22 protein-coding genes are annotated in these 24,325 nt (G+C 68.4%); 6 read left to right on the forward strand and 16 right to left on the reverse strand.

Features of this window, described 5'->3' with window-relative positions:
- Nucleotides 1-2: 2 nt before the first annotated feature.
- Nucleotides 3-1,286: a multidrug effflux MFS transporter gene (locus AAG816_RS06415; protein WP_341988735.1), complete on the reverse strand. Its 1,284-nt coding sequence runs from the start codon at nt 1,284-1,286 to the stop codon at nt 3-5.
- Between the two features lie 8 nt (nt 1,287-1,294).
- Entirely contained in the window at nt 1,295-1,744 is a 450-nt protein-coding gene (locus AAG816_RS06420) for a MarR family transcriptional regulator (RefSeq protein ID WP_341988736.1), read from the reverse strand.
- Nucleotides 1,745-1,939: 195 nt separating this feature from the next.
- Here AAG816_RS06420 and AAG816_RS06425 point away from each other — a divergent pair, with 195 nt between their 5' ends.
- The gene (locus AAG816_RS06425) at nt 1,940-3,640 is read left to right on the forward strand and encodes a sensor domain-containing diguanylate cyclase (RefSeq protein WP_341988737.1); all 1,701 of its coding nucleotides are present in this window, start codon (nt 1,940-1,942) and stop codon (nt 3,638-3,640) included.
- A gap of 54 nt (nt 3,641-3,694) precedes the next feature.
- On the opposite strand, the gene AAG816_RS06430 is transcribed toward AAG816_RS06425, so the two are convergent.
- Together AAG816_RS06430 and AAG816_RS06435 are read right to left on the reverse strand one after the other, a co-directional pair.
- Nucleotides 3,695-4,342 carry an MBL fold metallo-hydrolase gene (locus AAG816_RS06430; RefSeq protein WP_341988738.1) on the reverse strand — a complete coding sequence of 216 codons (648 nt, stop codon included), beginning with the start codon at nt 4,340-4,342 and terminating at the stop codon, nt 3,695-3,697.
- Nucleotides 4,343-4,460: 118 nt separating this feature from the next.
- Nucleotides 4,461-5,534 (reverse strand): hypothetical protein, encoded by a 1,074-nt coding sequence (locus tag AAG816_RS06435; RefSeq protein ID WP_341988739.1) that lies wholly within the window; start codon nt 5,532-5,534, stop codon nt 4,461-4,463.
- A gap of 441 nt (nt 5,535-5,975) precedes the next feature.
- Between AAG816_RS06435 and AAG816_RS06440 the strand changes: the two genes are divergently transcribed.
- Complete coding sequence (locus tag AAG816_RS06440; RefSeq protein ID WP_341988740.1) at nt 5,976-6,599, forward strand: histidine phosphatase family protein; 624 nt, start codon at nt 5,976-5,978, stop codon at nt 6,597-6,599.
- A gap of 97 nt (nt 6,600-6,696) precedes the next feature.
- Here the strand turns inward: AAG816_RS06440 and AAG816_RS06445 are convergent, their stop codons facing one another.
- Both AAG816_RS06445 and AAG816_RS06450 read right to left on the reverse strand, forming a co-directional pair.
- The gene (locus AAG816_RS06445) at nt 6,697-7,353 is read right to left on the reverse strand and encodes a TetR/AcrR family transcriptional regulator (protein WP_341988741.1); all 657 of its coding nucleotides are present in this window, start codon (nt 7,351-7,353) and stop codon (nt 6,697-6,699) included.
- Between the two features lie 138 nt (nt 7,354-7,491).
- Nucleotides 7,492-9,069: an FAD-dependent monooxygenase gene (locus tag AAG816_RS06450; RefSeq protein ID WP_341988742.1), complete on the reverse strand. Its 1,578-nt coding sequence runs from the start codon at nt 9,067-9,069 to the stop codon at nt 7,492-7,494.
- Between the two features lie 391 nt (nt 9,070-9,460).
- Here AAG816_RS06450 and AAG816_RS06455 point away from each other — a divergent pair, with 391 nt between their 5' ends.
- Together AAG816_RS06455 and AAG816_RS06460 are read left to right on the forward strand one after the other, a co-directional pair.
- A complete protein-coding gene (locus AAG816_RS06455) occupies nt 9,461-10,759 on the forward strand; it encodes a DUF3422 domain-containing protein (RefSeq protein ID WP_341988827.1) in 1,299 nt (432 codons plus the stop codon).
- 160 nt (nt 10,760-10,919) lie between these two features.
- The gene (locus AAG816_RS06460; protein ID WP_341988743.1) at nt 10,920-11,768 is read left to right on the forward strand and encodes an alpha/beta hydrolase; all 849 of its coding nucleotides are present in this window, start codon (nt 10,920-10,922) and stop codon (nt 11,766-11,768) included.
- Between the two features lie 188 nt (nt 11,769-11,956).
- Here AAG816_RS06460 and AAG816_RS06465 read toward each other — a convergent pair whose 3' ends face one another.
- From AAG816_RS06465 to AAG816_RS06505, 9 genes are all read right to left on the reverse strand, one after another.
- Nucleotides 11,957-13,006, reverse strand: a complete 1,050-nt coding sequence (locus tag AAG816_RS06465) for a biotin-dependent carboxyltransferase family protein (protein WP_341988744.1) — start codon at nt 13,004-13,006, stop codon at nt 11,957-11,959.
- Nucleotides 13,003-13,743: an allophanate hydrolase subunit 1 gene (locus AAG816_RS06470; RefSeq protein ID WP_341988745.1), complete on the reverse strand. Its 741-nt coding sequence runs from the start codon at nt 13,741-13,743 to the stop codon at nt 13,003-13,005. The genes AAG816_RS06465 and AAG816_RS06470 overlap by 4 nt, the downstream gene beginning before the upstream one ends.
- Nucleotides 13,740-14,501 carry a 5-oxoprolinase subunit PxpA gene (locus AAG816_RS06475; protein ID WP_341988746.1) on the reverse strand — a complete coding sequence of 254 codons (762 nt, stop codon included), beginning with the start codon at nt 14,499-14,501 and terminating at the stop codon, nt 13,740-13,742. Before AAG816_RS06475 ends, AAG816_RS06470 begins: the two co-directional genes overlap by 4 nt.
- Nucleotides 14,502-14,590: 89 nt before the next feature.
- The gene (locus AAG816_RS06480; protein WP_341988747.1) at nt 14,591-15,295 is read right to left on the reverse strand and encodes an ABC transporter ATP-binding protein; all 705 of its coding nucleotides are present in this window, start codon (nt 15,293-15,295) and stop codon (nt 14,591-14,593) included.
- Nucleotides 15,288-16,019: an ABC transporter ATP-binding protein gene (locus AAG816_RS06485; RefSeq protein WP_341988748.1), complete on the reverse strand. Its 732-nt coding sequence runs from the start codon at nt 16,017-16,019 to the stop codon at nt 15,288-15,290. The genes AAG816_RS06480 and AAG816_RS06485 overlap by 8 nt, the downstream gene beginning before the upstream one ends.
- Nucleotides 16,016-16,996 (reverse strand): branched-chain amino acid ABC transporter permease, encoded by a 981-nt coding sequence (locus AAG816_RS06490; protein ID WP_341988750.1) that lies wholly within the window; start codon nt 16,994-16,996, stop codon nt 16,016-16,018. The genes AAG816_RS06485 and AAG816_RS06490 overlap by 4 nt, the downstream gene beginning before the upstream one ends.
- Nucleotides 16,996-17,874, reverse strand: a complete 879-nt coding sequence (locus AAG816_RS06495; RefSeq protein WP_341988751.1) for a branched-chain amino acid ABC transporter permease — start codon at nt 17,872-17,874, stop codon at nt 16,996-16,998. Before AAG816_RS06495 ends, AAG816_RS06490 begins: the two co-directional genes overlap by 1 nt.
- A gap of 25 nt (nt 17,875-17,899) precedes the next feature.
- Entirely contained in the window at nt 17,900-19,162 is a 1,263-nt protein-coding gene (locus tag AAG816_RS06500; RefSeq protein WP_341988752.1) for an ABC transporter substrate-binding protein, read from the reverse strand.
- A gap of 141 nt (nt 19,163-19,303) precedes the next feature.
- Nucleotides 19,304-20,101 (reverse strand): putative hydro-lyase, encoded by a 798-nt coding sequence (locus AAG816_RS06505; protein WP_341988828.1) that lies wholly within the window; start codon nt 20,099-20,101, stop codon nt 19,304-19,306.
- A 128-nt stretch (nt 20,102-20,229) separates the two neighbouring features.
- Between AAG816_RS06505 and AAG816_RS06510 the strand changes: the two genes are divergently transcribed.
- Nucleotides 20,230-21,123, forward strand: coding sequence for a LysR family transcriptional regulator (locus tag AAG816_RS06510; RefSeq protein WP_341988753.1), 894 nt, complete (start codon nt 20,230-20,232; stop codon nt 21,121-21,123).
- 295 nt (nt 21,124-21,418) lie between these two features.
- On the forward strand, nt 21,419-23,113 hold the full coding sequence (locus tag AAG816_RS06515) for an alpha/beta fold hydrolase (protein ID WP_341988829.1): 1,695 nt from the start codon (nt 21,419-21,421) through the stop codon (nt 23,111-23,113).
- Nucleotides 23,114-23,135: 22 nt separating this feature from the next.
- On the opposite strand, the gene AAG816_RS06520 is transcribed toward AAG816_RS06515, so the two are convergent.
- Nucleotides 23,136-24,119, reverse strand: coding sequence for a zinc-dependent alcohol dehydrogenase family protein (locus AAG816_RS06520; RefSeq protein WP_341988754.1), 984 nt, complete (start codon nt 24,117-24,119; stop codon nt 23,136-23,138).
- Nucleotides 24,120-24,325: the final 206 nt, after the last annotated feature.

The raw sequence follows: 24,325 nt of genomic DNA on the forward strand, positions 1-24,325 counted from the left end.
GCTCAGGCCCGCTTGCGGAACACCTGAGCCTCGATTTCGTCGCCTGCCGCCCCGATCAGCCCCACCGGGTCGGTGGAGATTTCCAGGTCCGACTCGGAAATGCGCGCCGCGCGCGCCGCCTTGCCCGGCCGCAGCAGCAGGAAGGACAGCAAGCCCATCACAGCCAGGCCCGGCACCACCAAGGTGAAGGCTTCGCCCGGCACGGCGAAGGCGCTCGCCACCGTGGTGCCCAGCAGGCCGCCGCCGATCTGCAGGAACCCCATCAGCGCGGACGCGGCCCCGGCCATCTGCGGAAAGCCGGACAGGGCACTGGTGGTGCCGCCGGGCAGCAGCATCGCGATGCCGAAGGCCCAAACCGCCACCGGCAGCATGGTGGCCACCGCCGAGGCGGGATAGATCCGCGTGGCCACCATCATGGCCGCAGCCGCCACCATGACGATGGCGAGGCCGAAGGGGATCAGCGCATCCGCCTTGACCCGCCGCAGCAGCCGGCCCGTCACCATGGAGCCGGCCATGAACGATCCGGTCTGGCAGATCATGGCGATGCCGAAGCCCACCGGCGACAGGCCCACCCGCTCGATGAGCACGAACGGCAGGATGGCTGCCAAAGTGTAGATGCCCCCCAGCGTGAAGCCGATCACCAGGCTCGGGCGCATGAAGCGGGCATCGCGCAACAGCGTCGCGTAGTTGCGCATCGCCCGCCAGGGGTGCGCCTGGGCGCGGTCGGGGGTGTGGTTGGTCTCCGGCACGAACAGCGCCAGGAGGGCCACCAGCACCAGCCCATAGATCACCATCACCAGGAAGATCGGCTGCCAGCCCAAGGTGGACAGGATGATGCCGCCCAGCGTGGGGGCGATGGCCGGCCCGATGGCCAGCATGGTGGCAATCAGATTCATGATGCGGGCGGAGGGCTGGCCGGTGAACTGGTCGCGCACGATGGCGCGGGAAATCGCCGGCCCCGCTGCCACCCCGATGCCTTGCAGGCCGCGGCCCACGATCATCCAGGTGATGTCCGGGGCAAAGGCCGCCACCACGCTGCCCACCAGATAGATCAGGAAGAAGCCCAGCGCCGTGGGGCGGCGGCCGAAGGCGTCCGACAGCGGGCCGCAGGCCAGTTGCGAGAAGGCAAAGCCGAAGAAATAGACCGAGAGGCTCAGTTTCAGCATGCCCGGCGTGGTGTCGAACGCCTGGACCAGCGCCGGCAGGGCGGGGGTGTAAAGCGACATGGAGAGGGGGCCGAGCACCACCACCATCGCCCCGATCACCGCGGTGCGGGTCTCGCTCATCACCGGCTTCATGCATCCTCCAGCGCACGGGCGGCCCGCACGAGATTGTCGCGCATGTGCTCCAGGCTGGCCCGGAACATTGCGATTTCGTCCTCGGAGAGGCCCGCAAGCACCTCGGCGCGGGCGGCCGCGGCGGTGGCGGTGATGCGCACCATCAGCGGCTTGGCCGCGGGGGTGAGCGTCACCAGCTTGGCGCGGCGATCGCTCGGGTCGGGCTCGCGCCGGACGAGGCCCAGCGTTTCCAGGCGGTCGAGCGAGGCCACCAGGGTCATGGGCTCCACATTCATGGCTTCCGCCAGCGCGCCTTGCCGCAGGCCGGGGCGCTGGTTGGCATAGACCAGAGTGCGGGCCTCGCCGGAGGTGAGGCCGAGCCCCGCCTGCTCGAACGCGCGCTCGGTGCGAGCCCGGTACAGCCGGGCCACTTCGACGAGGAGAAATCCGAGGGGGGTCTCTGACATGGCTTGGCATACATACTATAAGGTAGACTTACGATATAGTCCCTAAAATGCGCCGGCTTCGGCATTTCAGCCCATGGCGGATGACGCGGTTTCCGGCGTCGGCATCGCTTGACGCAGCGCCGAAGAGACCGGACAAGGGATTGGCTCTTGGCGATTGTCGGTTCGACCGCGCCCCTGATTTGTGAGGGAGGGAACGTGCGAGAAGCCCTGCGCCATCGCCTGCATAAGCTCCAGGACCGCACCACCATGGCGCAGCAATTGAGCCTGCTCATGGGCCTTGTGTGCATCGTCGGCCTCGGCGCTGTGGCCTTGGCCTCGGCCCGCCTGAGCGAGCGGGAGGTCACGTCCCGCATCCAGCAGGACATGGCCATGACCGCCCAGACACTGGCTGACCGCCTGGACATGGACATGTTCGAGCGCTACCGCGAGATCAAGATCCTCTCCAGCATGCGGCCGCTGGAAGGAATCTGGGAAGGCGATCCCGCCTTGCTGCGGTCGGTGCTCGACCAGCTCCAAGTGTCCATGAAGCATTTCGCCTGGATCGGCTTTGCCCGCCCCGATGGGATCGTGGTCGCCGCCAGCCAGGGCATGCTGGAGGGCGCCTCCGTGGCAGCCCGGCCCTGGTTCAAGGATGGCCGGGACGGCCCGGCGGTGGGCGACGTGCACGAGGCGATTCTGCTGGCCAAGCTGTTGCAGGCCAGTCCGTCCAACGAGCCGGAGCGGTTCGTGGACATCTCGTTTCCGGTGCGGGATTCGAACGGCCGCATGCTGGGCGTTCTCGGCGCCCATCTGGCGTTCCGTTGGGCGGAGGGCCTGCGCAAGACAACCCTCACCGGCAAGCCCGGCACCGAAGTCTCGGTGCTCACCCGCAACGGCAAGGTCCTGCTGGGCGCGGGCATCGACACCACGCCGTTTGCCCCCGCGCGCGTCGCCGCCATGGGCCGGGCGGTGTCCGGTGCCTTCGTGGATGACCCGGGTGGCAAGCGGATGCTGACCGGCTTCGCCATCGCCGATGGCGAGCAGGACTATCCGGGCCTCGGCTGGATCGTCGTCGCCCGCCAGGATTCCGCGGTGGCCTTCGCCTCGGCGTACACGCTGGCCGCCACCATCATTGGTCTCGGCGCGGTGGTGCTGGTGGTCTGCGTGGCTTTGGCCGCATGGCTGGCGGCCCGCATCTCCCGCCCCTTGCAGACCCTCACCCACGCGGCGGACGAGATCGGGCGCAACCCGCACGTCACCATGCTGCCCCGGCTGCGCGGAAGCCTGGAGGTGATGCACCTGACCGGCGCGTTGCGCGCCTTGCTGCGCCGCCTGGGGTCGCAGGAGCAGCGGTTCGTGCAGTTTTCCCAGAAGCATGACGAGGACATCGCGGCTTTGCGCGAACTGGCCGACACCGACCCGCTCACCGGCCTGATGAACCGCCGCTCGTTCCTGGCGGTGGCGGACGTGGCGCTGGAGAGCGCGCGCAGCCTCGGCGGCCTCGGCATCCTGATGGCCGACATCGACCACTTCAAGCAGGTGAACGACACCTATGGCCATGCGGCCGGCGATGCGGTGATCCGCCAGGTGGCGGCGATCTTCGGCGGCGCCCTGCGCGCCCACGACCGGGTGGCGCGGTTCGGCGGCGAAGAATTTGTCGCTCTGCTTCAGGATACCGATGAAGCGGCCATGATGGCCCTGGCCGAACGCATCCGCGGCACCATCGGCACCACGCAGGTGGTGTTCGAGGGCCAGAACATCACCGTCACCGTGTCCATCGGCGCCGCCCTGGCCCAGGACCGCGACCGCGACGTGGACGAGATCATCGAGCGGGCGGACCTGGGGCTCTACGAGGCCAAGAATTCCGGCCGCAACCGCGTCTCCCTCGCCCTCCGCCCGGATTCCCGCGCCGCCTGAGCGCCGCCCGGAGGGCGGCACCCGGCATGGCCGGTGCTTACCGTGCGCCGCTGCTCACACCGCGTCGGCGAGGAAGGCGTTGTTGGCCCGCTCATCGCCGATGCTGGTGACGGCGCCATGGCCCGGCAGGCAGACCGTCTGGTCGCCCAAAGGCAGCAGCTTGCCGACGATGCCGGAAATCAGCAAAGCGTGGTCGCCATAAGGAAAATCCGTGCGCCCCACCGAGCCACGGAACAAGGTGTCGCCGACGATGGCCACGTGGCTGTCCTTGTGGTGGAACACCACATGGCCGGGCGTATGGCCTGGCACATCCAGCACATCCAGCACCACCTGCCCCACGGACACCGTATCGCCCTCCTTGAGATAGCGATCCGGCGTGACCGGGCGGGCGCCCGCCATGTCGAACTTGGCCGCCGCCGCCACCAGACCGTCCAGCAGGAACTGGTCCGCTTCATTGGGGCCTTCGATGGGCACATTGAGCGCCTCGGCCAGTTCGGCGGCGCCGGCCGCATGGTCCATATGGCCGTGGGTGAGCAGGATCTTCTCCACCGTGATCCCGGTTTCCGCCACTGCGGCGCGGATGCGATCCAGGTCGCCGCCGGGATCGATCACCGCGCCCTTCATGGTGGCGGTGCACCACAGGATCGAACAATTCTGCTGGAACGGGGTCACCGGAACCACGGCGATCTGGATCGGCTGCATGGAATCTCCAAGGCGGCGAGAGGCGCGCGGCCCCGTGCCGTCAGACAGGCATCTGCGCCTTTCAGAGCACGAATGCGGCGCTTTGGAAACCGTCCCATCCCGCGCCCATCCGGCGCATTCACGGCGCCGGTGCGCTCACCGGCCCGCTCGGGGAAAAGCCGATGCGCCCAGCCACGCCGTCATACAGAACCTTGTAATAGCGGAACACGAGACCACCGGAATTGAAGCCGCGCACGCCGCCGTGGGGCGGCGCATAGCGGTAGCGATTCAGCCATGCCGTGCGCCCGCTGGTGACGGTGAGCTGCATCACGCCATCCACGCGGGTGGTGATGACCCGACCCTTGCGGATGGGCTTATGCAGGCGGGAGGGGTCGAGCCCCGGCGGCTGGAAGCTGCCGACGGCCGCCCCGGTATCGAACACGGTCGCAAAGCAGCCGGGTGCGCCGCCGTCCACCGCGAAACAGGTGGGGATGCTCTTGGTATTCCAGGCCTTCAGCCCCTCGGGCTGGCGGCCGTCCTCCGGCTGGAAGGGCGCGGTGGCGAAACCCGCGCTGTTCTGCGGCGTCAGCCCCACCTCGATCCGCGGCTGGAGCTGGGGATCGGTCTGGTCGTTGGCCACCACGATGAAGCCATTGCCGAGATTGCCCGGCAGTTGCGCCAAGGGATTGAAGGCCGGGAAGGCGCTATAGGCCACGCCCATCACCCCCACCTCGGTGGGCTTCCATTTGGGGCACCTCGGCACCTCGGGCTTGCAGGTGATGGACTGCACCACCTGAATGGCGATGGGCCTGGCTGTCGCCACCGCCGGCACCGCGCCGGGAAAAGCCACCACCGCATAGCCGAGCACGCCGCGCAGCACGTTGCCGCTGGTGTAGGAATATTCCAGCGGAATGTCGGTGAGCCGCACGTCCGGCCCCAGCGCCTCCTGGCGGATGCGCAGGCCGGTGGAGCCGGTGTCCAGCAGCACCGTGCCGCCCTGCCCGCCCCCCGCTGTGACCTGCACGAAATTGGTGAAGCCGCTGCGGTCGGGACGGGGCAGCAGGGGAATGGTCGCGGTCTGCGGATCCGCCACCGGGGGTGCGGGCGGGCCGGGCGCCGCGGAGGGCTGTTGCCCCTGGGCGGCCCCGAGCGCGCCGCCCAGCAGCGCCGCCGCAAGCCCGACTGCGGCGGCCAGATGTCGGGACCGTCCCATGACCCAACGTCTCATGGCCCAAGCCCCGCCGCCCCAGGGGGGCGGCACGTGTGGATCATCTCGCGTGGGCTTCACAGGCCGGCTCCCGCTGCATGAGCGCCGGCGTGCCGACCGGCGATGGTCCAGATCGCGCGATGACGGTATCCGACAGCGTCCCGTGGCGCCAGAATCGCCCGGGCGCTCACCGCCGGTGGCCACACCTATCATGCCGTCTCCGGCGCCGATGCGGATGGAGTTCAAGGTGACGGACGCGCGTGGGGAACGCGCGTGGGGGTTGTCTCGTCGTCGCGATGTCTTGCTAGAGTCTGTCGGGTTTTTCCGATTCGGTGAATGCCTCTATCCATCTGTTGGATCGCGCCTTCATGCCAAGCGGCATGCGCATGAAGGCGATCAAGAGAGGTTTCAACGCCGGAACTGCGCGCCTCGAACCTAGGAGCTTGCGTGACGACACTCATCATGACCCGCCACGGCCACGTGCCGGGCATTTCGCCCGCCCGCTTCCGTGGTCGCGTGGAAGTGGATCTGTCGCCCACCGGCGAGGCCCAGGCGGCGGCGCTGGCGGAACGGATCGCGGCGTGCTGGCAGCCGGCGGCCATCTACACCAGCCCGCTGGGGCGCTGTGTCGCCACCGGTGCGCGGATCGCTCTGGCCACGTCATGCGCGGCGGTGGCCCATGCGGCCCTGGCGGATATCGACTATGGCGCCTGGCAATGGAAGACCCACGGGGAGGCGCAGGCGCAGGCGCCGGAGCTGTTCGCCCAATGGCACGCGGCACCGCAGCGGGTGCGCTTTCCCGGTGGGGAATCGCTCCAGGATGTGATGGTGCGCGCGGCGGATCTGGTGCGCGACCTGCTGGCCCGGCACCGGGATGAGACCGTGGTGCTGGTGGGCCACGACAGCTCCAACCGGGTGCTGCTGGCCCATTTGCTGGACCTGCCGCTGTCGCACTATTGGCGCCTGGGGCAGGAGCCGTGCAATCTCACCGTGGTTGAGGCGGGCGGCGACCAGGCCAAGCTGCTGCGGCTCAACGAAACCGCGCATCTGGACGGCATCGCTGCTCCCTGATCCCGGCCTCTGGCCGGACGCGCGAGAGCATTTCCCCGTTTCTTCGAATCGGTGAAATTCTTCACGCGAGCCGGGATCCACTTCGCTTGAAAACGCTCTAGGTGGTGCCATCCGGCGCCGGCAGGGCCCAGCGGCTCTTGGCGCGCCCTTCGGGGGTGAGGATGCCGCAGAAGAACAAGGTCAGTGCTTTCTCGAACGCCTCGCGCGCGCTGGTGCCGGTGCGGGCCAGCAGGGCCGGGTCGTGAATGCCCTTGACCACCTGCAGCCAGTATTCGGTCAGGAAGGTCACGTCCATATCGGCCCGGACCATGCCCTCCGCCACCCCCATGGCCAGAACGCGGCTGAACACCAAGGGGATGTTCTGCTCCTTGATGGCATCGATCTCGCGGAAGACCTGCGGCGCGTGCCGCTCCAGATCGCGCACCAAGGCGGGCGACAGGGTGCCGAAATAGCTGCCGATGAGGCTGAACACCGCCTCGAGCTTTTCCGGGTAGGGGATGGGGGCGGCCAGGATCTCCGTCATCCGGCGGCGGATGGTGGCGCCGGTGGCGGCCATGATGGCGGAGACGATGGCTTCCTTGGAGGGGAAGTGGACGTAGATGGTCTTCTTGCTCATGCCGAGCGCGAAGGCGAGGGCGTCCATGGTCAGGCCGCTGTAATGGTCCCGGAGCAGGATCACGCGCGCAGCGCCGAGGATGCGGCCGCCGGGGCCGTCGTCCAGGTCGATGGGGGGCAGCCCGTGCGGGTCCGTCACGATCAGGTTCGCCGTTCTGCGCCAACAGGGGCAATGCCGCCGCCCGATCCGGTTGAGAAGCCCGATCGGCCAGCCGTCTCAAGGTCCAAGATTCAGTCCGCGTCACCCACCTGACCTGCAGGCGGGCCGGCGCGTCCTCTAGCTCGCCCTGGGCCGTACCACACGATCCAGGTATGTGGCGAGCGGGGCGAGGTTGCTGGCGAGGCCGCGGGCGGCGATCACCTGGTCCGGCCGCACCAGAACCCAGCCGGGCTTAGAGATCTCATAGGCCTTGCGCACCTCGCCCTGGGGGTCGCTGGCGGGGGGGATGGCCACCACGGTGACCGCATCCTCCAGCCCCTCCAGCAGATGGGTGTCGATGGCCTGCCCGGCATCGGGGAACAGCAGTAGGGTGTGATGGGTGCCGCCCAGCAGCGGCCAGAGCGCGGTGCGGGCACCGGTCTGCGGATCGGAGAAATGCGCCTCCCGCGCCCGGGTGCCCACCTCCGTGCGGCTGGGGTGGCGCGGCGGGGCGCCCAGCGCCACCAGCGGGCCGTCATGATAGGTAATGGTGGTCTCGGACAGTTCCACCTGCAATTTCTTCTGCGCCGCCGGCAGATTGCCCAGCACGGTCACCGCCACATCGCGGATGAGGCGGGTGATGCGGCTGGTGGCATAGCCCACGTGCAGCTTCTGGGCGGCGTTCTTCACCACGTCGTGGGCGATGGGGCGCCGCTCCGGCTCGTAGCTGGCGAGCAGCAGGTCCGCGTCGCCCCGGCCCTGGAGCACATGCGCCAGCTTCCATCCCAGATTGAAGGCGTCCTGGATGCCGGTATTCATGCCCTGGCCGCCGGCCGGGCTGTGGATGTGGGCGGCATCGCCGGCGATGAATACCCGGCCGGTGCCATAGGACTTGGCCAGCCGCTCATTGATGCGGAAGGCCGAGAGCCAGGTGGGGTCGCGCAGCCGGGTGCCGGGCGGGCCGTTGCGGTCCATATGGCCCTGCAATTCGGCGAGGGTCGGTTCGCTATAGTCGGTGTCGTCGGGCCGGGCCACCACCACGCGCCAGATGTCCGGCTCGAACGGGAACAGGGCCACGGTGCCGTTTTCGCCCCACCACACATAGAGGCTGCGCCGGTCGAGGGCGCCACCGTCGATCTTCACGTCGCCCAGCAGATAGACCTGCGGCTCGGTATAGCCCTCGAAGTCGATGTCGAGGCCATGGCGCACCGCGCTGCGGGCGCCGTCGCAGCCCACCAGATAGGGCGCGGCGGCGGCCTCCTCGCGGCCGTCCGCATGGGTGAGCTGGGCGGTGACCCCGCCGGCATCCTGGCTGAAGCTGAGAAGCTCCACGCCGCGCTCCACGGTGGCGCCCAGCTCCGCCAGGCGGGCGTTGAGGATGTCCTCGGTGCGCGATTGCGCCAGCAGCAAGGGAAACGGATAGGGGCTGTCGATGCCGTCCCCGACCGCGAGGGTGGCAAGCTGGCGGGTGCCGTCGCCGACGATCAGGGATTTCAGCCGCACGCCGTCGGTTTCGAACGGGGTGATGATGCCCATGGCATCCAGCGCCTCCAGGCTGGCGCTCCACACCCCGAGCGCCTTGGACACCGTGGAGGGCTGCAGGCTGCGATCGATGATGCGGACAGGAATGCCGTAGAGCCGCAACATGATCGCCAGCGTCAGCCCGGTGGGGCCTGCGCCGGCAATGAGAACCGGTGTGTCGATGGGATTGGTCATTCATGCCCCCATGCCCGATGCCGCCCCACCGGCTGGTGGTCAGCGGAAACTATAAAGACGATATCAGTTTCCAAGACACCCGCAAGGCGTGACCTTGGCCATTGGCGCATGGCCCGCGGCCCCTTGCGCCGGCTCCGGACGTCCCGCAGGTGGCCGGCGCGGTCCTGCGACCTACGGTAGCACCGGCCCGGAAGCGGCCCTATGACGGACTGCGCGGCGGCCCATGGCCGCGCGAAGGCGCGCCGCCGCTTGTTTTGCCTGTCGCTTCATGTCAGCACCGTTTCAGGGAGACGGTTCGATGGTCGAAACACAAACGGGCGTCAGCCTGACCACCGCGGACACATCCGGCGCGCCCCCCGGCGGGGCCGATCTGGGCATTGGCGAGGGCCGCATGCTGGCGGCGCATCCGCTGCGGGCCGCCATCCTCGGCGAATTGCACGCGCGGCCGTTCTTCCCGGTGGAGACGCCGCGGCGCTTCCTGCATGTGGCCTTCCTCACCGCCCCGGGCGATGCCCAGGCGGAGCGGGCGGCGGTGACCGAACTGTGCACCAGCCGCGGCGCCCCCGGCCCCTTGCCGGGCGCCAAGCACCACCGCGTGTCGTTCGGCGGCGCCACCTTGCGCTGGGAGACCCACGCGGAATTCTCCACTTATACCTGGGATCTGCCCGCCACCGAGGCCACCGCCGGCCTGCTGCCGTTCCAGCCGCCCGCCGCCGCTCTCGCCAGTCCCTTGGCGCAGGTGCGCCAACCCGGGCCGCTGCTGGTGGCGGTGGACCTGCACATGGTCACGGACTCCATGGAGGACGTGCAGCTGGACGGCGTGTTCGATCGCGCCAGCCTCGCCCGCTCCGACGTGAACGACGGCGCCGCCGAGATCGCCACCGACTTCAAGCCCGACCCCGCCGGCTTCGTGCGCATCCTGCTGCGCGACCGGGGCCTGGGCACGGAAGCGGCCGGCGCGCTGGTGCAGCGGGTGCTGGAAATCGAGACCTATCGCACCCTGGCGCTGCTGGGCCTGCCGCAGGCGCAGGCGCTGGCCCCCTCCATCGCCAAGATCGAGGCGCGCCTTGCCCAGACCACCGGCGAGATGACCGGCTCCGTGGGGCTTGCCGCCAACAACAAGCTGCTGGACGAACTGGTGGCGCTGGCGGCCGAACTGGAGGCGGGCGCCACCGCCTCGCTGTTCCGCTTCGGCGCCAGCCGGGCCTATCAGGAGATCGTGCGCCTGCGGCTCGCCACCATTCGCGAGACCGTAGTGCCGGGCTTCCCCACCTGGCAGCAATTCCTGGAGCGGCGCATGGCCCCCGCCATGCGCACCTGCCAGTCGGTCGAGGAGCGCCAGGAAAACATCTCCGCCAAGCTGGCCCGCAGCGCCGATCTCTTGCGCACCCGCGTGGACGTGGAGCTGGAACAGCAGAACCGCGATCTGCTCACCTCCATGAACGAGCGCACCCGCCTGCAATTGCGCATGCAGCGCACGGTGGAGGGGCTCTCGGTGGCGGCCATCTCTTATTATGTCGTCAGCCTCGTGCACCTGCTGGCGGAAGGCGTGCACGCCAGTGGTACGGATGTGCGCATGGGGTTCCACATCGACCCCGGCTCGGTGACCGCAGTGGCTGTACCGGTGGCGGTTCTCGCCGTGTGGTGGGTGGTGCGACGCATCCGCAACGCCCATGGTGAGCATGACTGAGACCCTGCCCGCGGGAACAGGGGGCGGGCCGGCGGACTTGTCCGGGCATCACGGCATGACAGGCCGCAGCCCCTCGACGCGGGCACCACGGCCTTCCGGCGCCGGTTTTCTGGCGTGATCCTGCGGATCGCCGCTCCGACACACACTGGAAGGAGACTTCGTGGATTACGAAGCAGAATACGACAATCGCGCCCGCGTTCCGGACTTTCCGGACATCGTGGCCGACTGGATCGCGCGCTCGGCGCGCCTGCGCGGGGATGTGCCGGCGGCGGATCTCGGCATTCCCTATGGTCCCTCGTCGCGGCAGATCCTCGATGTGATGTGGCCCGACACCACGCGGAAAGCCCCGGTGGTGTTGTTCTTCCATGGCGGCTACTGGCAGCGTCAGCATCCCCGTGAAGTGACGTTCGTGGCGCAGGGGTGCCTGGCCCATGGGGTCGCCGTCGCCCTGGCCGGCTATGACCTGGCCCCCGACGTGCCCCTGAGCACCATCATCGCGCAGGCGCGCGCGGCGGCGGTGTGCCTGCATCACCGCATCAAGCGGCGGATGGTGGCCAGCGGCCATTCCGCCGGGGGTCATCTGGCGGCGGCACTCACCGCCACCCATTGGCACGATCTGGACGATCGCGGCGCCGATGACATCGTGACCGCCGGCGTCGGCCTGTCCGGCGTGTATGAACTGGAGCCGCTGCTGCCCACCCGCCTCAATGACGCGCTGCGGCTGGGGGAGGCGGAAGCCCATCGCCTGTCGCCGACCTTCTGGCCGGTGCCGGAGGGGCGGCAGTTCTCGGCCTTCGTCGGCGGCGAGGAAAGTTCCGAATTCCTGCGTCAGAGCCGTGATTTCGCGGCCGCCTGGGCGGCACAGGGCATTACCGCCGACAGCGCGGTGATCGACGGCGCCAATCATTTCTCCATTGTGAGCCAATTGGCGGACCCGGCATCGGCGATGGTCGCCCGCCTGGTGGATCTGGCCCGCGCCACCGAGGACGACCGTTCTCCCGGCGCCTGAACCATGTTCCTGGCGGCGTGACCGGATAGCGCCGCCATCGGACGTGCCGGTGCGCCCCGTCGTGCCCGAGCGTTTGCGAGCGACGGGGATACCGGATCGCGGGAACAGAACACGATAAGACACGCAGAGGATGTCGCCGGTTCGAACCACCGGTGACGTCCTCTGCCGCTCCCGCAACGGGCCTGACGTCAGGGGGCCAAGGCGTTGACCCAGCCGTCTATCAGGCGGCAGCCCAACAGGAAGTCCGACGAGAGGTCCGTGCGCACCAGCGGCGCCAGGGACCAGCCAGTGGCGAGGTCCGCGGCTTCCGCCCGGCGCGCCGCCACCGCTTCCTCCACGCTCACCGCCGCAAAATGGATCACCGTGCCCGGTCGCAGTTGCGCCATGCGCCCCAGATCGGCGCCGATGATGGTGGCGATCTTGGGATAGCCGCCGGTGGGCTGGCGGTCGGCCATCAGCACCACCGGATAGCCCTCTCCCGGCACCTGGATCGCGCCATGGGCGATGCCGTCGGAGACGATGTTGAAGCCGCCCGCATGGGTCAGCGGCGTGCCGTCCAGAAACGAGGCCATGCGATCGCTGCGCACGGAGATGGTCCAGGGGCCGGCGAGAAACGCGGCGATCTCGGCGAGCGAGAAATAATCGTCCTGCGGCCCCAGCACCACGCGGATGGTATCCCCGCCGCGGGCCAGGAACGGCGCCAGGATTTCCATGGTGCCGCCAGGCAGAACCTTTGGCCCGGCCAACGGCAGCACATCGTCCGCCGCCAGCGCCCGCCCCGCCGGGCCGCCGATGCCGGAACGGGTATGGGTGGAAAGCGAGCCCAGGGTCGGGGCGATGTCGATGCGCCCGCTCGGGGCCAGATAGCACCAGGCGCCCACGCTGCCGGGGCGCACCTGAAGCTTGGCACCGGGCTGAAGGGTCAGGCGGGCGGCGGCGGGCACCGGCTGGCCATCAAGGGCAATGCGGAACGCGCCCCCGGCTAGCGCCACGGTGACCGGCGCATCCACCGCTTCCAGTTCCACCCCGCCCATGGAGATTTCCAGCGCCGCCGATCCTTCAGGGACTTCGGCCACGCGATTGGCCAAGGCGAAGGCGAGCGGATCCATGGGGCCGGCGCCGGTGACGCCGAAGCGCAACAGGCCATGCCGCCCCGCATCCTGGAGGGTGACGCCGGGGCCGGCGGAGAGAATGCGCAGCGCGCCTTGGGCGGGAGCGGAAGAGAGAGCGTCGTTCACGACACACTCTCCCGGCGCGCCACCACTTCGCCGGTGGCAGCGCGGGCGTCCAAGGCCAGGAAAGTGGCGCGGTCCACGGGCTCGAACCGCAGTTCGTCGCCCACGGCCACCAGGAAGGCGGGGTCGCGATGGGGGGAGAACATGCGCTCCGGCGTGCGGCCCATGAGCCACCAGCCGGTGGGCATGGAGAAGGTGGTGACGATGGCCAAGCCCCCGCCGATCAGCGTGGTGTTGGGCGGATGCGGCGGGCGCGGCCGGGTGCGGCGCGACACCGCCAGTTCCGGCGGCAGGCCGCCCAGATAGCAGAAGCCGGGCGCGAAGCCGTACATATAGACCCGGAACGTCGCCCCGGCGTGCAGGCTCACCACCTTCTGCTCGGAAAGGCCGGTCATGCGCGCGATCTCGCCGACGTCCTCGCCATATTCGGGATCATAGCAGCACGGCAGGGTCCAGCGGCTGGCGGGTGCCGCGGTGAGCGCGGCATCGCCTTCGATGGCCTCCACCGCCGCCACCAGCTCGGCGCGGCTGATGATCAGCGGGTCGTAATGGATCATCAGCGAGCGATAGGTGGGCACGCTCTCGCGCACGCCCGGCACCTGCCGCAGGGTGAGCGCCGCATCCAGCGCCAGCACCCGGCCGTTGGTTTCCGGATCGACATTGGCGCCGAATTCCACCACCAGCGCCGTCTCCCCCGAATTGAGGAAGCGGGGTGTCGGCCTCTCCGCCGCCCCGCTCATGGGGCGAAGGATGCGACGGTGATCCCGGCCTGCTCCAGCCGCGTGCGGACGTGGCGGGCGGTCTCCACCGCGTGCGGTCCGTCGCCATGGACGCAGATCGAGGCGATGTCGGTGGGCAGATGGGTGCCGCTCGCGGTGATGATGGCGCCGGCCTGAACCATGGCGATCATGCGGTCCGCCGCCACATCGGGATCATGGATCATGGCGCCGGGCTGGCCGCGGGCGATCAGGCGGCCCTGCTCGCTATAGCCGCGATCGGCGAAGATCTCCGCCACCGCCCGCAGGCCGGCATCGCGGGTGGCGGGGGCCTGCTCGCCCAGCGGGCCGGCGAGGATGGCGAGGGTGGGGTCCACCGCCTTGACCGCGCGGGCCACGGCCTGCGCAATGTCGCTCTCCTGCTCGGCCATATTGCCCAGCGCCCCATGGGTCTTCACATAAGTGATGCGGTGGCCGCTATAGGTGGCGAGCGCCTGCGCCGCGCCCACCTGATAGGCCACCAGCCGCTCGATCTCGCCGGGGGTGAACGGCATGCGCCGACGGCCAAAGCCCCACAGGTCCGGGAAGCCCGGATGGGCGCCCACCGCCACGCCCTTGGCCTTGGCGATGCGGAAGGCAGTGGCCATGATCTCGGGATCGCCCGCATGCAGGCCGCAGGCGATATTGGCCGAGGTGACGACGCCCATGAGCGCCTCGTCATCGGTCAGATGCCAGATGCCGAAGCCTTCGGCGAGGTCGGAATTCAGATCGATGGTGGGCATGGACACTCTCGCATCACGGGCCGGCGCATGCCGGGCTGGTCCTGCGGAACAACATACCCCGGCGGCGGACCGCCGGGGCGTATCATCTTCTAGAGCCCGAGATAGGCGCGGCGCACGTCCGGATTGGCGCGGATCTCATCCGCCGGCCCGCTCATGGTCACGCGCCCGGTCTGGAGCACATAGGCCCGGTCGGAGATTTCCAGGCACTCGGTGAGCCGCTGCTCGACGATCAGGATGGTGGTCCCGGCATCGCGGATGGCGGTGACGGCGTCGAAAATCTCGTCCACCAGCTTGGGCATGATGCCCTGGGAGGGCTCGTCCAGCATCAACAGGCGCGGACGGGTCATCAGCGCCCGGCCGATGGCCAGCATCTGCTGCTCGCCGCCCGACAGGGTGTTGGCCCGTTGCTCCAGCCGTTCCGCCAGGCGCGGGAACAATTGGAACACACGCTCCATGGGCTGCTCGCGATCCTCCTTGGAGCGGTGCAGATAGCTGCCGAGCCGCAGATTGTCCCGCACCGAGAGGCGCGGAAACAGCCGGCGGTTCTCCGGCACATAAGCGATGCCGCGCGCGGTGATCAGGTGCGGCGCGACGCCCACCAGATCCTCGCCCTCGAAGCGCACGGTGCCGGATTTCGCCCGCTCCATGCCGGCGATGGCTTTCAGCAGCGAGGACTTGCCGGCCCCGTTGGCGCCGGCGACGCAGACGATCTCGCCCGCCTTCACGTCGATGGAGATGCCGGCGACCGCAATGAGGCCCGCATAGGTGACGGTGATGTCCTGAACCTCAAGCACGGTGGCGCTCCCCCAGATAGGCGCCGATGACGCGCTCGTCGCGCACCACGTCCGCAGGAATGCCCTGCGCCAGCACGGCGCCGAGGTTCAGCACCACGGCCCGGTCCACCAGCGGCATGACGATCTCCATCACATGCTCCACCATCAGCACCGCCACCCCCTTGGCGCGCACGGCGCGGACCAGGTCCACGCCGGTGCGGGCTTCCGACGGCGTGAGGCCGGTCATCACTTCGTCCAGCAGCAGCAGCTTGGGGTCGGTGGCCAGCGCGCGAGCCACCTCCAGCCGGCGCTTTTCCGGCGGGGTGAGTTCGCTGGCCGGGACGTCGGCGCGATGGCCGAGGCCGGCGAAGTCCAGCACCTCTTCCGCCTTGCGGCGGGCCTCGCGGGTGGAGGAGGTGCGCACCAGGGCGCCGACGATGACATTGTCGGCCACGCTCATGCTGTCGAAGCTCTTGACCACCTGGAAGGTGCGGCCGATGCCGCGGGCGCAGCGCACCGGGGCAGACAGCCCGGTCACGTCCTCGCCATTGAACCACACCGAGCCTTCGGTGGGCGGCCGCACCCCGGCGATGACGTTGAACAAGGTGGACTTGCCCGCCCCGTTCGGGCCGATGAGACCGACGATTTCGCCGGCCTGCACTTGAAGGCTGACATCGCTGTTTGCCACCAGGCCGCCGAAGCGCTGCCAGACGTTGCGGACATCGAGGAGAGGCGCGGGGCTCATGCGGCGCTCCTCTTGCGACGGTGGAACAGGCCCACGAGACCATCGGGACGGGCGAGCGCGATCAGCATGATGAGAACGCCGTAGACGATGAGGTCGATGCCCTTGCCCGAGCCGCCCATGAAGGTGCGGGTCAGTTCGGTCATGGGAATGAGGATGGCCGCCCCCAGCGCCGGTCCCCACAGGGTGCCGATGCCGCCCAGCACGGCCGGCAGGGCCATGAGCAGGGAGAACTGGAACGTCATCACCGATTCCGGATCGATATAAGCGACGAACTGGGCGTAGAAGCTGCCACCCACGGCGGTGAAGAAGGCCGAGAGGGCCGCCGCCGCCATCTTGGAGCTGAACACCATCACCCCGAGGCTTTCCGCCGCCTCGGGATTGTCCTTCACCGCGCGCCACCAATAGCCCCACTTGGAATTCTCGATCTTCCAGGTGACCAGCCAGGTGACGGCCGCAAGGCCGAGCGCGAAGTAGAAATAGGGCAGCTTGTTGCGGGCGAACTGGAAGGTGGCCCAACTGTCCTTGCCGATGGGCAGTTCGATGCCGGTGGCCGCGCCCGCCCAGTCCCAATTGTGGAACAGCAGCAGGCCGATTTCCGCGATCACGATGGTGGCGATCACATAATAATGGCCGGCGAGGCGGAAGCAGGAATGGCCGATGGCGAGAGCGATGCCGGCGGCGATCACCCCACCCAGCGCCATGCCGAACCAGGGCAGGATGCCGAACTTGGTGTAGAGCAGCGTCGAGGTATAGGCCCCGATGCCGAAATAGAGCGCATGGCCCAGCGACAGCTGGCCACAATAGCCCCCGAGGATGTTCCAGCTCTGCGAGAGCGCCGCATACATCAGCGTGAGGATGAGGATGTTCTGGGTGTAGACGTCCTTGATGCCGAACGGCAGCAAAGCGACGATCACCAGAATGATGAGGGCAAGGCCCAGTTGCCGCGTACGACGCGCGGTGAAGGAAGGGGTTGGCATCAGATCGACCCGAACAGGCCACGGGGGCGGAAGAACACCACCAGCAGATAAACCGCGTAGATGCCCACGGATTTCATCGACGGCGGCAGCACCATGGCGGTGCAGGCTTCCACCAGCCCCACCACGATGCCCCCGGCGAACGCGCCGAACACCGAGCCGAAGCCGCCCAGCGCCACGGTGACGTAGGCGATCAGCGCAAACGAGGCGCCCACATCGGGATAGATGTAGAAGAAGCTGGCCATGATGGCGCCGGCCAGCCCCACCAGGGCGGAGCCGAGGCCCCAGCCCAGAGCGAACACCTTGTTCTTGTCGATGCCCACCAGCGCCACGGCGCCGGCATCCTCACGGGTGGCTTCCAAAGCCTTGCCGAAGTCGGTCTTCTTGATCAGCAGGTACAGTACGGCGAAGGCCAGGATCGACACCGCCCCGCCCGCCAGTTGCGGCGCCGGCAGATAGATGCCGGCGATGGCCACCGTCTTGCCACCGAGCCAGGTGGTGGGGATCGAACGGTAGTCGGGCGTGAAGAACAACTGGGCCAGGCCGCGCATGACGATGGCGAGGCCGAAGGTGGCGAAGATCTGCACCATGCCCACATTGGTCTTGGCCCGCATGGCGAACCTGACAATGCCGAGATAGACCACCGCCCCGAACACGAACAGCACCGCCGCCACGATGGGCGCCGCCAGGATCGGGTCGATGGCGAAGAAGGCGAAGCAGAAGAACGTCACGTACATGGCGAACATGAGGAACTCGCCATGGGCGAAGTTCGTCACGTCCATGAGCCCGAAGATGAGGGCGAGGCCCACGGCGATCAAGCCGTAGAGCAGGCCCATGAGCAGGCCGCTGGCCAAGCTCTGGATGATGGTTGCGGCAGTCATGGGCCGGCTCCTGTTCTGCCGACGCTCAGTTCTTCTTCATCGGCCAGATGGCCTGCGCCACCGCCGCCTGGGCGGGCGCCACGGTGACGAACTTGCCGCCGATGCGCTGCAGCAGCACCGGGTCCGCATAGGGGTTCTGCCCCGTCGCGTCGAACTGCACCTTGGACCACGGCATGATGGTCTTCTCGCCCGGGATATCGGTGGCCACCAGCGCGGCGCGGATGGCTTCGCCCTCGGTGGACTTGGCGCGGTTGATGGCATCGGCCAGGATCAGCAGCGCCATGAATTCGCGCGAGGTATTGTCGTTGAGATCCTTGCCGGACAGCTTCTTGAAGGCGTCGTTGACCTTGCCCACCGAGGGGCGCTTGGCGGCCAGATCCAGCGAGAACGAGCCGCGGGTGATGACGCCCTCGGCCAGGGGGCCGACCGCGTCATAGAGCGCCTGCTCGGAGAAGCCGGCGGCCTGGGCCAGGATCGCCTTGGGCTTGTAGCCCAGCTCGTTCATGGTCTTCAGCAGCAGGATGCCGTCGGTGGTGTAGCTGGAGGGCATCAGCACGTCGGCGTCGGCGGCTTTCAGCTGCTGCACTTCGGCGGTGAGCGAGGGCGAGTTGGCGCGATACTTGATGTCGGCGGCCACCTTGTAGCCGCGCTCAGCGGCCAGCTTCAGCTGGGCATTGGCGCTGTCGGTGCCGAAGATGGTGTCTTCGTGGAACAGCGCGATGGTCTCGATCTTCTCGCCCTTCTTGCGCTGGGCATCGAGGAAATCGAACATCGCCGCCGAGAACATCTCGTCATGTGCGGCGGCGCGGAAGAAGTACTTCAGGCCACGGCGGGTCAGGGTCGGCGAGGAATTGTCGGCCGAGAGGAACGGCACGCCATAGCGCTCCGCCGACTGGCTCACGGTGGCGGCCACCGCGCTCTGGTAGGAGCCCACCAGGGCCGCCACCTTCTCCTGGGTGATCAGGCGCTCAGCTTCGGCGCGCCCCTTCTGCGGGTCGCCCTGGTGATCGGCATACACGATGCGGATCTTGGCGCCGCCGAGATTCGGCAGGCCGGCGGTCGCCGCCAGCGGCAGGTCGAGATCGGACTGTTCGTTGATGATGGCGACCGCGGTCTCGAACGCCTTCTGCGCATCGACGCCGATCTGCGCGCTGGCGCCCGACAGCGGATAGAGCGCGCCGATGACCACTTCCTTGGTCTGGGCGCGGGCGGGGGTCATGGCGGCGGCGAGCGCCAGCGAAGCGGCGGTGCCGACGAGAAGATCGCGGCGATTGAGCGTGAACGACATGATGTGGTCCCTCTGGTGGTTGGCCCCGGTGGCGCTCTGCGGCGTCATTCAGCGCGGGGCGAGATATGTTGGAAGATCAGTGTGTTGGAAAAGCTGAGATGGAAACCAGCACCGCCCGGAACCGGAAAGCGCTCCGCGGCTTCAGCCGGTGGCGAGAGCGTGATTCTTCAGGTCGGTGGCCAGCATCATCCCCGGTGCGTGGGCCATTGCAAAGTCAATCTTGGCCGCAGCGATCACCGATTGCGGAGTGACGCCGCAGGCCCAGAACACCGGCAGTTCGCCGGGGCGGATTTCCACCGCATCGCCATAGTCGGGCTTCGACAGGTCGGTGATGCCGATGGCCTCGGGCAGGCCGATATGCACCGGCGCGCCGTGGACGGCGGGATAGCGCGAGGTGATCTGCACCGCGCGGATCGCCTGGGCGGGGGTCATGGGGCGCATGGACACCACCATGGGGCCGGCGAACGGGCCGGCGGGGATGCAGGCGATGTTGGTGCGGAACATGGGCACCTTCACCCCGGCTTCCACGTGCCGCAGCGGCACGTCCGCATCCAGCAGCGCTTCCTCGAACGAGAGCGAGCAGCCGATGGCGAAGGTCACCAGATCGTCGCGCCAATAGTCGCGGATGTCGGTGGTCTCGGCGATCACAACGCCATCGCGGAACACCCGGTAGCCGGGCACGTCGGTGCGGATGTCGAGATCGGCGCCGATGGCCGCCAGCGTGGGGTCGCCCACCTCCGACACGCCGATCAGCGGGCACGGCTTGGGGTTGCGCTGGCAGAAGCGCAGGAAATCCCCGGCCAAACGCTCCGGCAGAATGGCCAGATTCGCCTGCACATAGCCCGGCGCAAAGCCGGCGGTGGAATCGGTGAGCGTGCCGCTGCGGCTGGCGAGGCGCACATCAAGCCCCGTGGCCAGAGGGGTCCCACCGGAAGACATGGCGAAAGCATGGGCTGTCATGGATCTGCTCACAGGTTAAGCATGCCTATGTCATCACCACCTGATCTGCGTGTCGAATTTTAATTTCGCATGACTTTTGATAAGCTGGATTTATCGAAAGGCAAAAGATGATTGATCTCAAGGCTTTGGAGACGTTCCTGTGGGTGGCGGAGCTGGGCAGCTTCCGCGCCGCCGCCAACAAGCTTCACACCACCCAGCCGGCCATCTCCCAGCGCATCGCCCAATTGGAGGCGGAATTGGGCACCCGGCTGCTGGAGCGGGAACGGCGGATCGTCACCCCCACCCCGCGCGGGCGCACCTTGCTGGCCTATGCGGAAAAGCTGCTGGCCCTGCGCGCCGAGATGCTGGAGGCCTTCAGCGATGTCAGCAGCCTGCGCGGCGTCATGCGCATCGGCGTGGCCGAGACCATCGTCCACACTTGGCTGACGCGCTTCCTGAAGCATGTGAACACGGTCCATCCCCATCTGGGGCTGGAGATCGAGGTGGACATCACGCCGAACCTGCGCGACCGGCTGGCCTCGCAGGAGCTGGATCTGGCCTTCGTGCTCGGCCCCAGCACCTTGCCCACCATGGAAAACCGGGAGCTGTGCTCCTATCCGGTGGCCTTCGTGGCCAGCCCCGCCATCCGCTGGAAGCGCCAGCCGGTGCCGCTGGAGGAATTGGCGACCTTTCCCATCATCACCTTCTCCCGCAACACCCATCCCTATGTGGCGGTGCGGGCACTGTTCTCCCGCCATGATTTGCCGGCGGTGCGGCTGCACGCCAGCGCCTCCCTCTCCACCGTGGTGCACATGGCCACCGAAGGGCTGGGCATTGCGGTCATCCCTCCCGCCATCGTCACCTCCGAATTGGCCACCGGCCGGCTGGCCTTGGTGGAGACCCGCGTCGCCCTGCCCGACCTGCCGTTCTTTGCGGTGTGGAGCGCCTCCGCCGACAATGGCGCCGCGCGGCAATTGGTGGAGATCGCCACTGCCATCGCCCAGGAACAGGGCGGCATGTAGCGGCAGGACGGGAGCGGCGGGATGCTCAGCCGGCTCAGCGAAATGGCGCGATAAGTGGCTGTAAAAGCGTTTGTTCGTCGCAGTTGATGCGCCTCAAGGCAGCCTGCCGCGGGACGGTCCATTGCCAGCACATGAACCTCCCGCCGCCCCTGGAGCGCCCAAGATGAATGCCCCGTTCGTCGCCGCACCCGCGCCCGAAACCGAACCCAAGCCCGCCCGCCCGCAGGCCCGCCTGCCCGCCCCGCCGCCGGAGGATCTGCCGCTGGGCCTGGAAGGGTTCCGCGCCTATGACCGCATGACCGAGGCGCTGATGGCGCGCATGACCGGCGGCCTGTCGCCGGCGGCCATGGCTTTGGCCTGTGCGGACTGGGGCATCCATCTCGCCTCGGCGCCGGGCAAGCGGGCGGAACTGGGGCTGAAGGCCTGGCGCAAGGCCAACCGTCTGGCCGGCTACATGGCCCGCGCCAGCGTCGATCCCAAGACCCCGCCGGTGATCGAGCCGCTGCCCGGCGACGAGCGCTTTTCCACCCCGGCCTGGCAGAAATGGCCGTTCAGCCTCTATGCCCAGAGCTTCCTGATGGCGCAACAATGGTGGCACAACGCCACCCACGAGGTGCCCGGCACCTCGCGCCATGCTCAGGACGTGACCGCCTTCGTGGCCCGGCAGATGCTGGACATGTCCTCGCCCTCCAACTTCCCCATGACCAATCCCGACGTGCTGGCCCGCGCCCATGAGGAGAAGGGCGCCAATTTCATGCGCGGCTTCCAGAATGCGCTGGAAGACATGGCGGCCATGGGCTCCAACGAGCCCGCCATCGGCACGGAGGCGTTCCGCCCCGGAGTGGAGGTGGCGGTGACGCCCGGCCAGGTGGTCTATCGCAACCATCTGATCGAACTGATCCAATACAGCCCCACCACGCCGGATGTGTTCGCCGAGCCGGTGCTGCTGATCCCCGCCTGGATCATGAAATATTACATCCTCGACCTGTCGCCCCATAACTCGCTGGTGCGGGATCTGGTGGCGCGCGGGCACACGGTGTTCTGCATCTCCTGGCGCAACGTCACCGCCGAAGACCGCAATGTGGGCCTGGACGATTATCGCAAGCTCGGGGTGCTGGCGGCGCTGGACGCCATCAACGCCATCGTGCCGGGCGCCAAGGTCCATGCCACCGGCTATTGCCTGGGCGGCACGCTGTTGGCGATCGCCGCCGCCGCCATGGCGCGGGTGCGCGATGACCGCCTCGCCAGCGTCAGCCTGTTCGCCGCCCAGACCGACTTCACCGAGCCGGGCGAACTGCAGCTGTTCATCGACGAGAGCCAGCTGCATTTCCTGGAAAGCATGATGTGGGACCAGGGCTATCTCTCCGCCGACCAGATGGCGGGGGCGTTCCAGATGCTGCATTCCAACGATCTGGTGTGGTCGCGCCTGGTGCAGGACTATCTCATGGGCGGGCGCGCGCCGATGATCGACCTGATGGCCTGGAACGCCGATTCCACCCGCATGCCCTACCGCATGCACAGCGAATATCTGCGCCAGCTGTTCCTGGATAACGCCTTCGCCAGCGGCCAATATATCGTCGACGGCCATCCCGCCGCTCTGCCCAACATCCGGGTGCCCATGTTCGCCGTGGGCACCGAGCGCGACCATGTGGCGCCGTGGCGCTCGGTCTACAAGCTGCACTTCCTGGCCGATACGGAGGTGACCTTCGTGCTCACCTCCGGCGGCCACAATGCCGGCATCGTCAGCGAGCCGGGCCATGCCCATCGCCATTTCCGCATCCGCCGGAAAGCCGCCTCCGATGCCTATATCAGCCCCGACGAATGGGTCGCGGGCGCGCAGGCCGAGGCGGGGTCGTGGTGGCCGGAATGGAGCGCCTGGCTGGCGGCGCGTTCCTCCCCGCAGCGCGTGGCGCCGCCGCAGATGGGTGCCCCGGCGGCGGGATACGCCCCGCTGGAGCCTGCCCCCGGCACTTATGTGCTGCAACGCTGACGCCGGGCGCGGCGGTGCCCCCTCAGGGGATCAGCACCGCGGCGCCCGAGAGGCGCCCGGCGCGCAGATCGTCCAGGGCCGCATTGGCCGCGCGCAGGGGATAGGGGGTGACTTCGGTCTTGATGCCCACCTTCGGCACCAGAGCGAGGAAGTCCGCCGCGTCGGCGCGGGTGAGGTTGGCCACCGAGAGGATCTTGCGCTCCTCCCACAGCCAAGCATAGGGAAAGCTTGGAATATCGCTCATATGGATGCCGGCGCACACCACCCGGCCGCCCTTGCGCACCGCGCGCAGCGCCGCCGGCACCAGGGCGCCCACCGGCGCGAAGAGGATCGCCGCGTCCAGCGGCTCGGGCGTGGTTTCATCGGAACCGCCGGCCCACACTGCCCCCATGTGGCGGGCGAAGTCCTGCGCCGTCACGTCGCCCGGCGTGGTGAAGGCATAGACCTCCCGCCCCTGGTACCGCGCCACCTGGGCGATGATGTGCGCCGCCGCGCCGAAGCCATAGAGGCCGATGCGGGCGCCCTCCCCCGCCATCACCAGCGCGCGCCAGCCGATCAGGCCGGCGCACAGCAACGGCGCCACATGGGCATCCTCCCCCGCCTCGCCGAGCGCATAGGCAAAGCGGGCATCGGCCAGCATGTGGGTGGCAAAGCCGCCCGGCCGGGTGTAGCCGGTGAACTGCGGCGCATCGCACAGGTTCTCGGCGCCCGCGCGGCAATAGGGGCAGGCCTGGCACGAGCGTCCCAGCCAGCCCACGCCCACCCGTTCTCCCAGCGTCAGATGGCTGCCCCCGGCCCCGCGCGCGATCACCCGGCCGACCACCTCGTGGCCCGGCACGATGGGCAGGGGCATGTCCGGCAATTCCCCGTCCACCACATGCAGATCGGTGCGGCAGACACCGCAGGCGGCCACCTGGATCAACACCTCCCCCGGGCCGGGCTCCGGCGTGGGCCAGGTTTGCGGCACCAAAGGCGCCCCATGGCGGATGAGACTCATGACGTCCATGCCTGCCCCTCCCCTACGGCACCGCGGGCAGGAACACGCCCTGCAACACGCCTCCGGTGGGCTCATATGTTTCAGTTTGCATCTGCGGCGCTGGCCGCGCCGTGATGCAGCGCAAGGGACACACGAATGATCGGTTGATTTTTCCTGCCAGTTTCGCAAAAGGAAACGTCGAACCGCCTTTTCATTGTCATCGTTCCGGCGCCGTC

This window comes from Azorhizobium sp. AG788 (assembly GCF_943371865.1).
GTDB lineage: Bacteria > Pseudomonadota > Alphaproteobacteria > Rhizobiales > Xanthobacteraceae > Azorhizobium.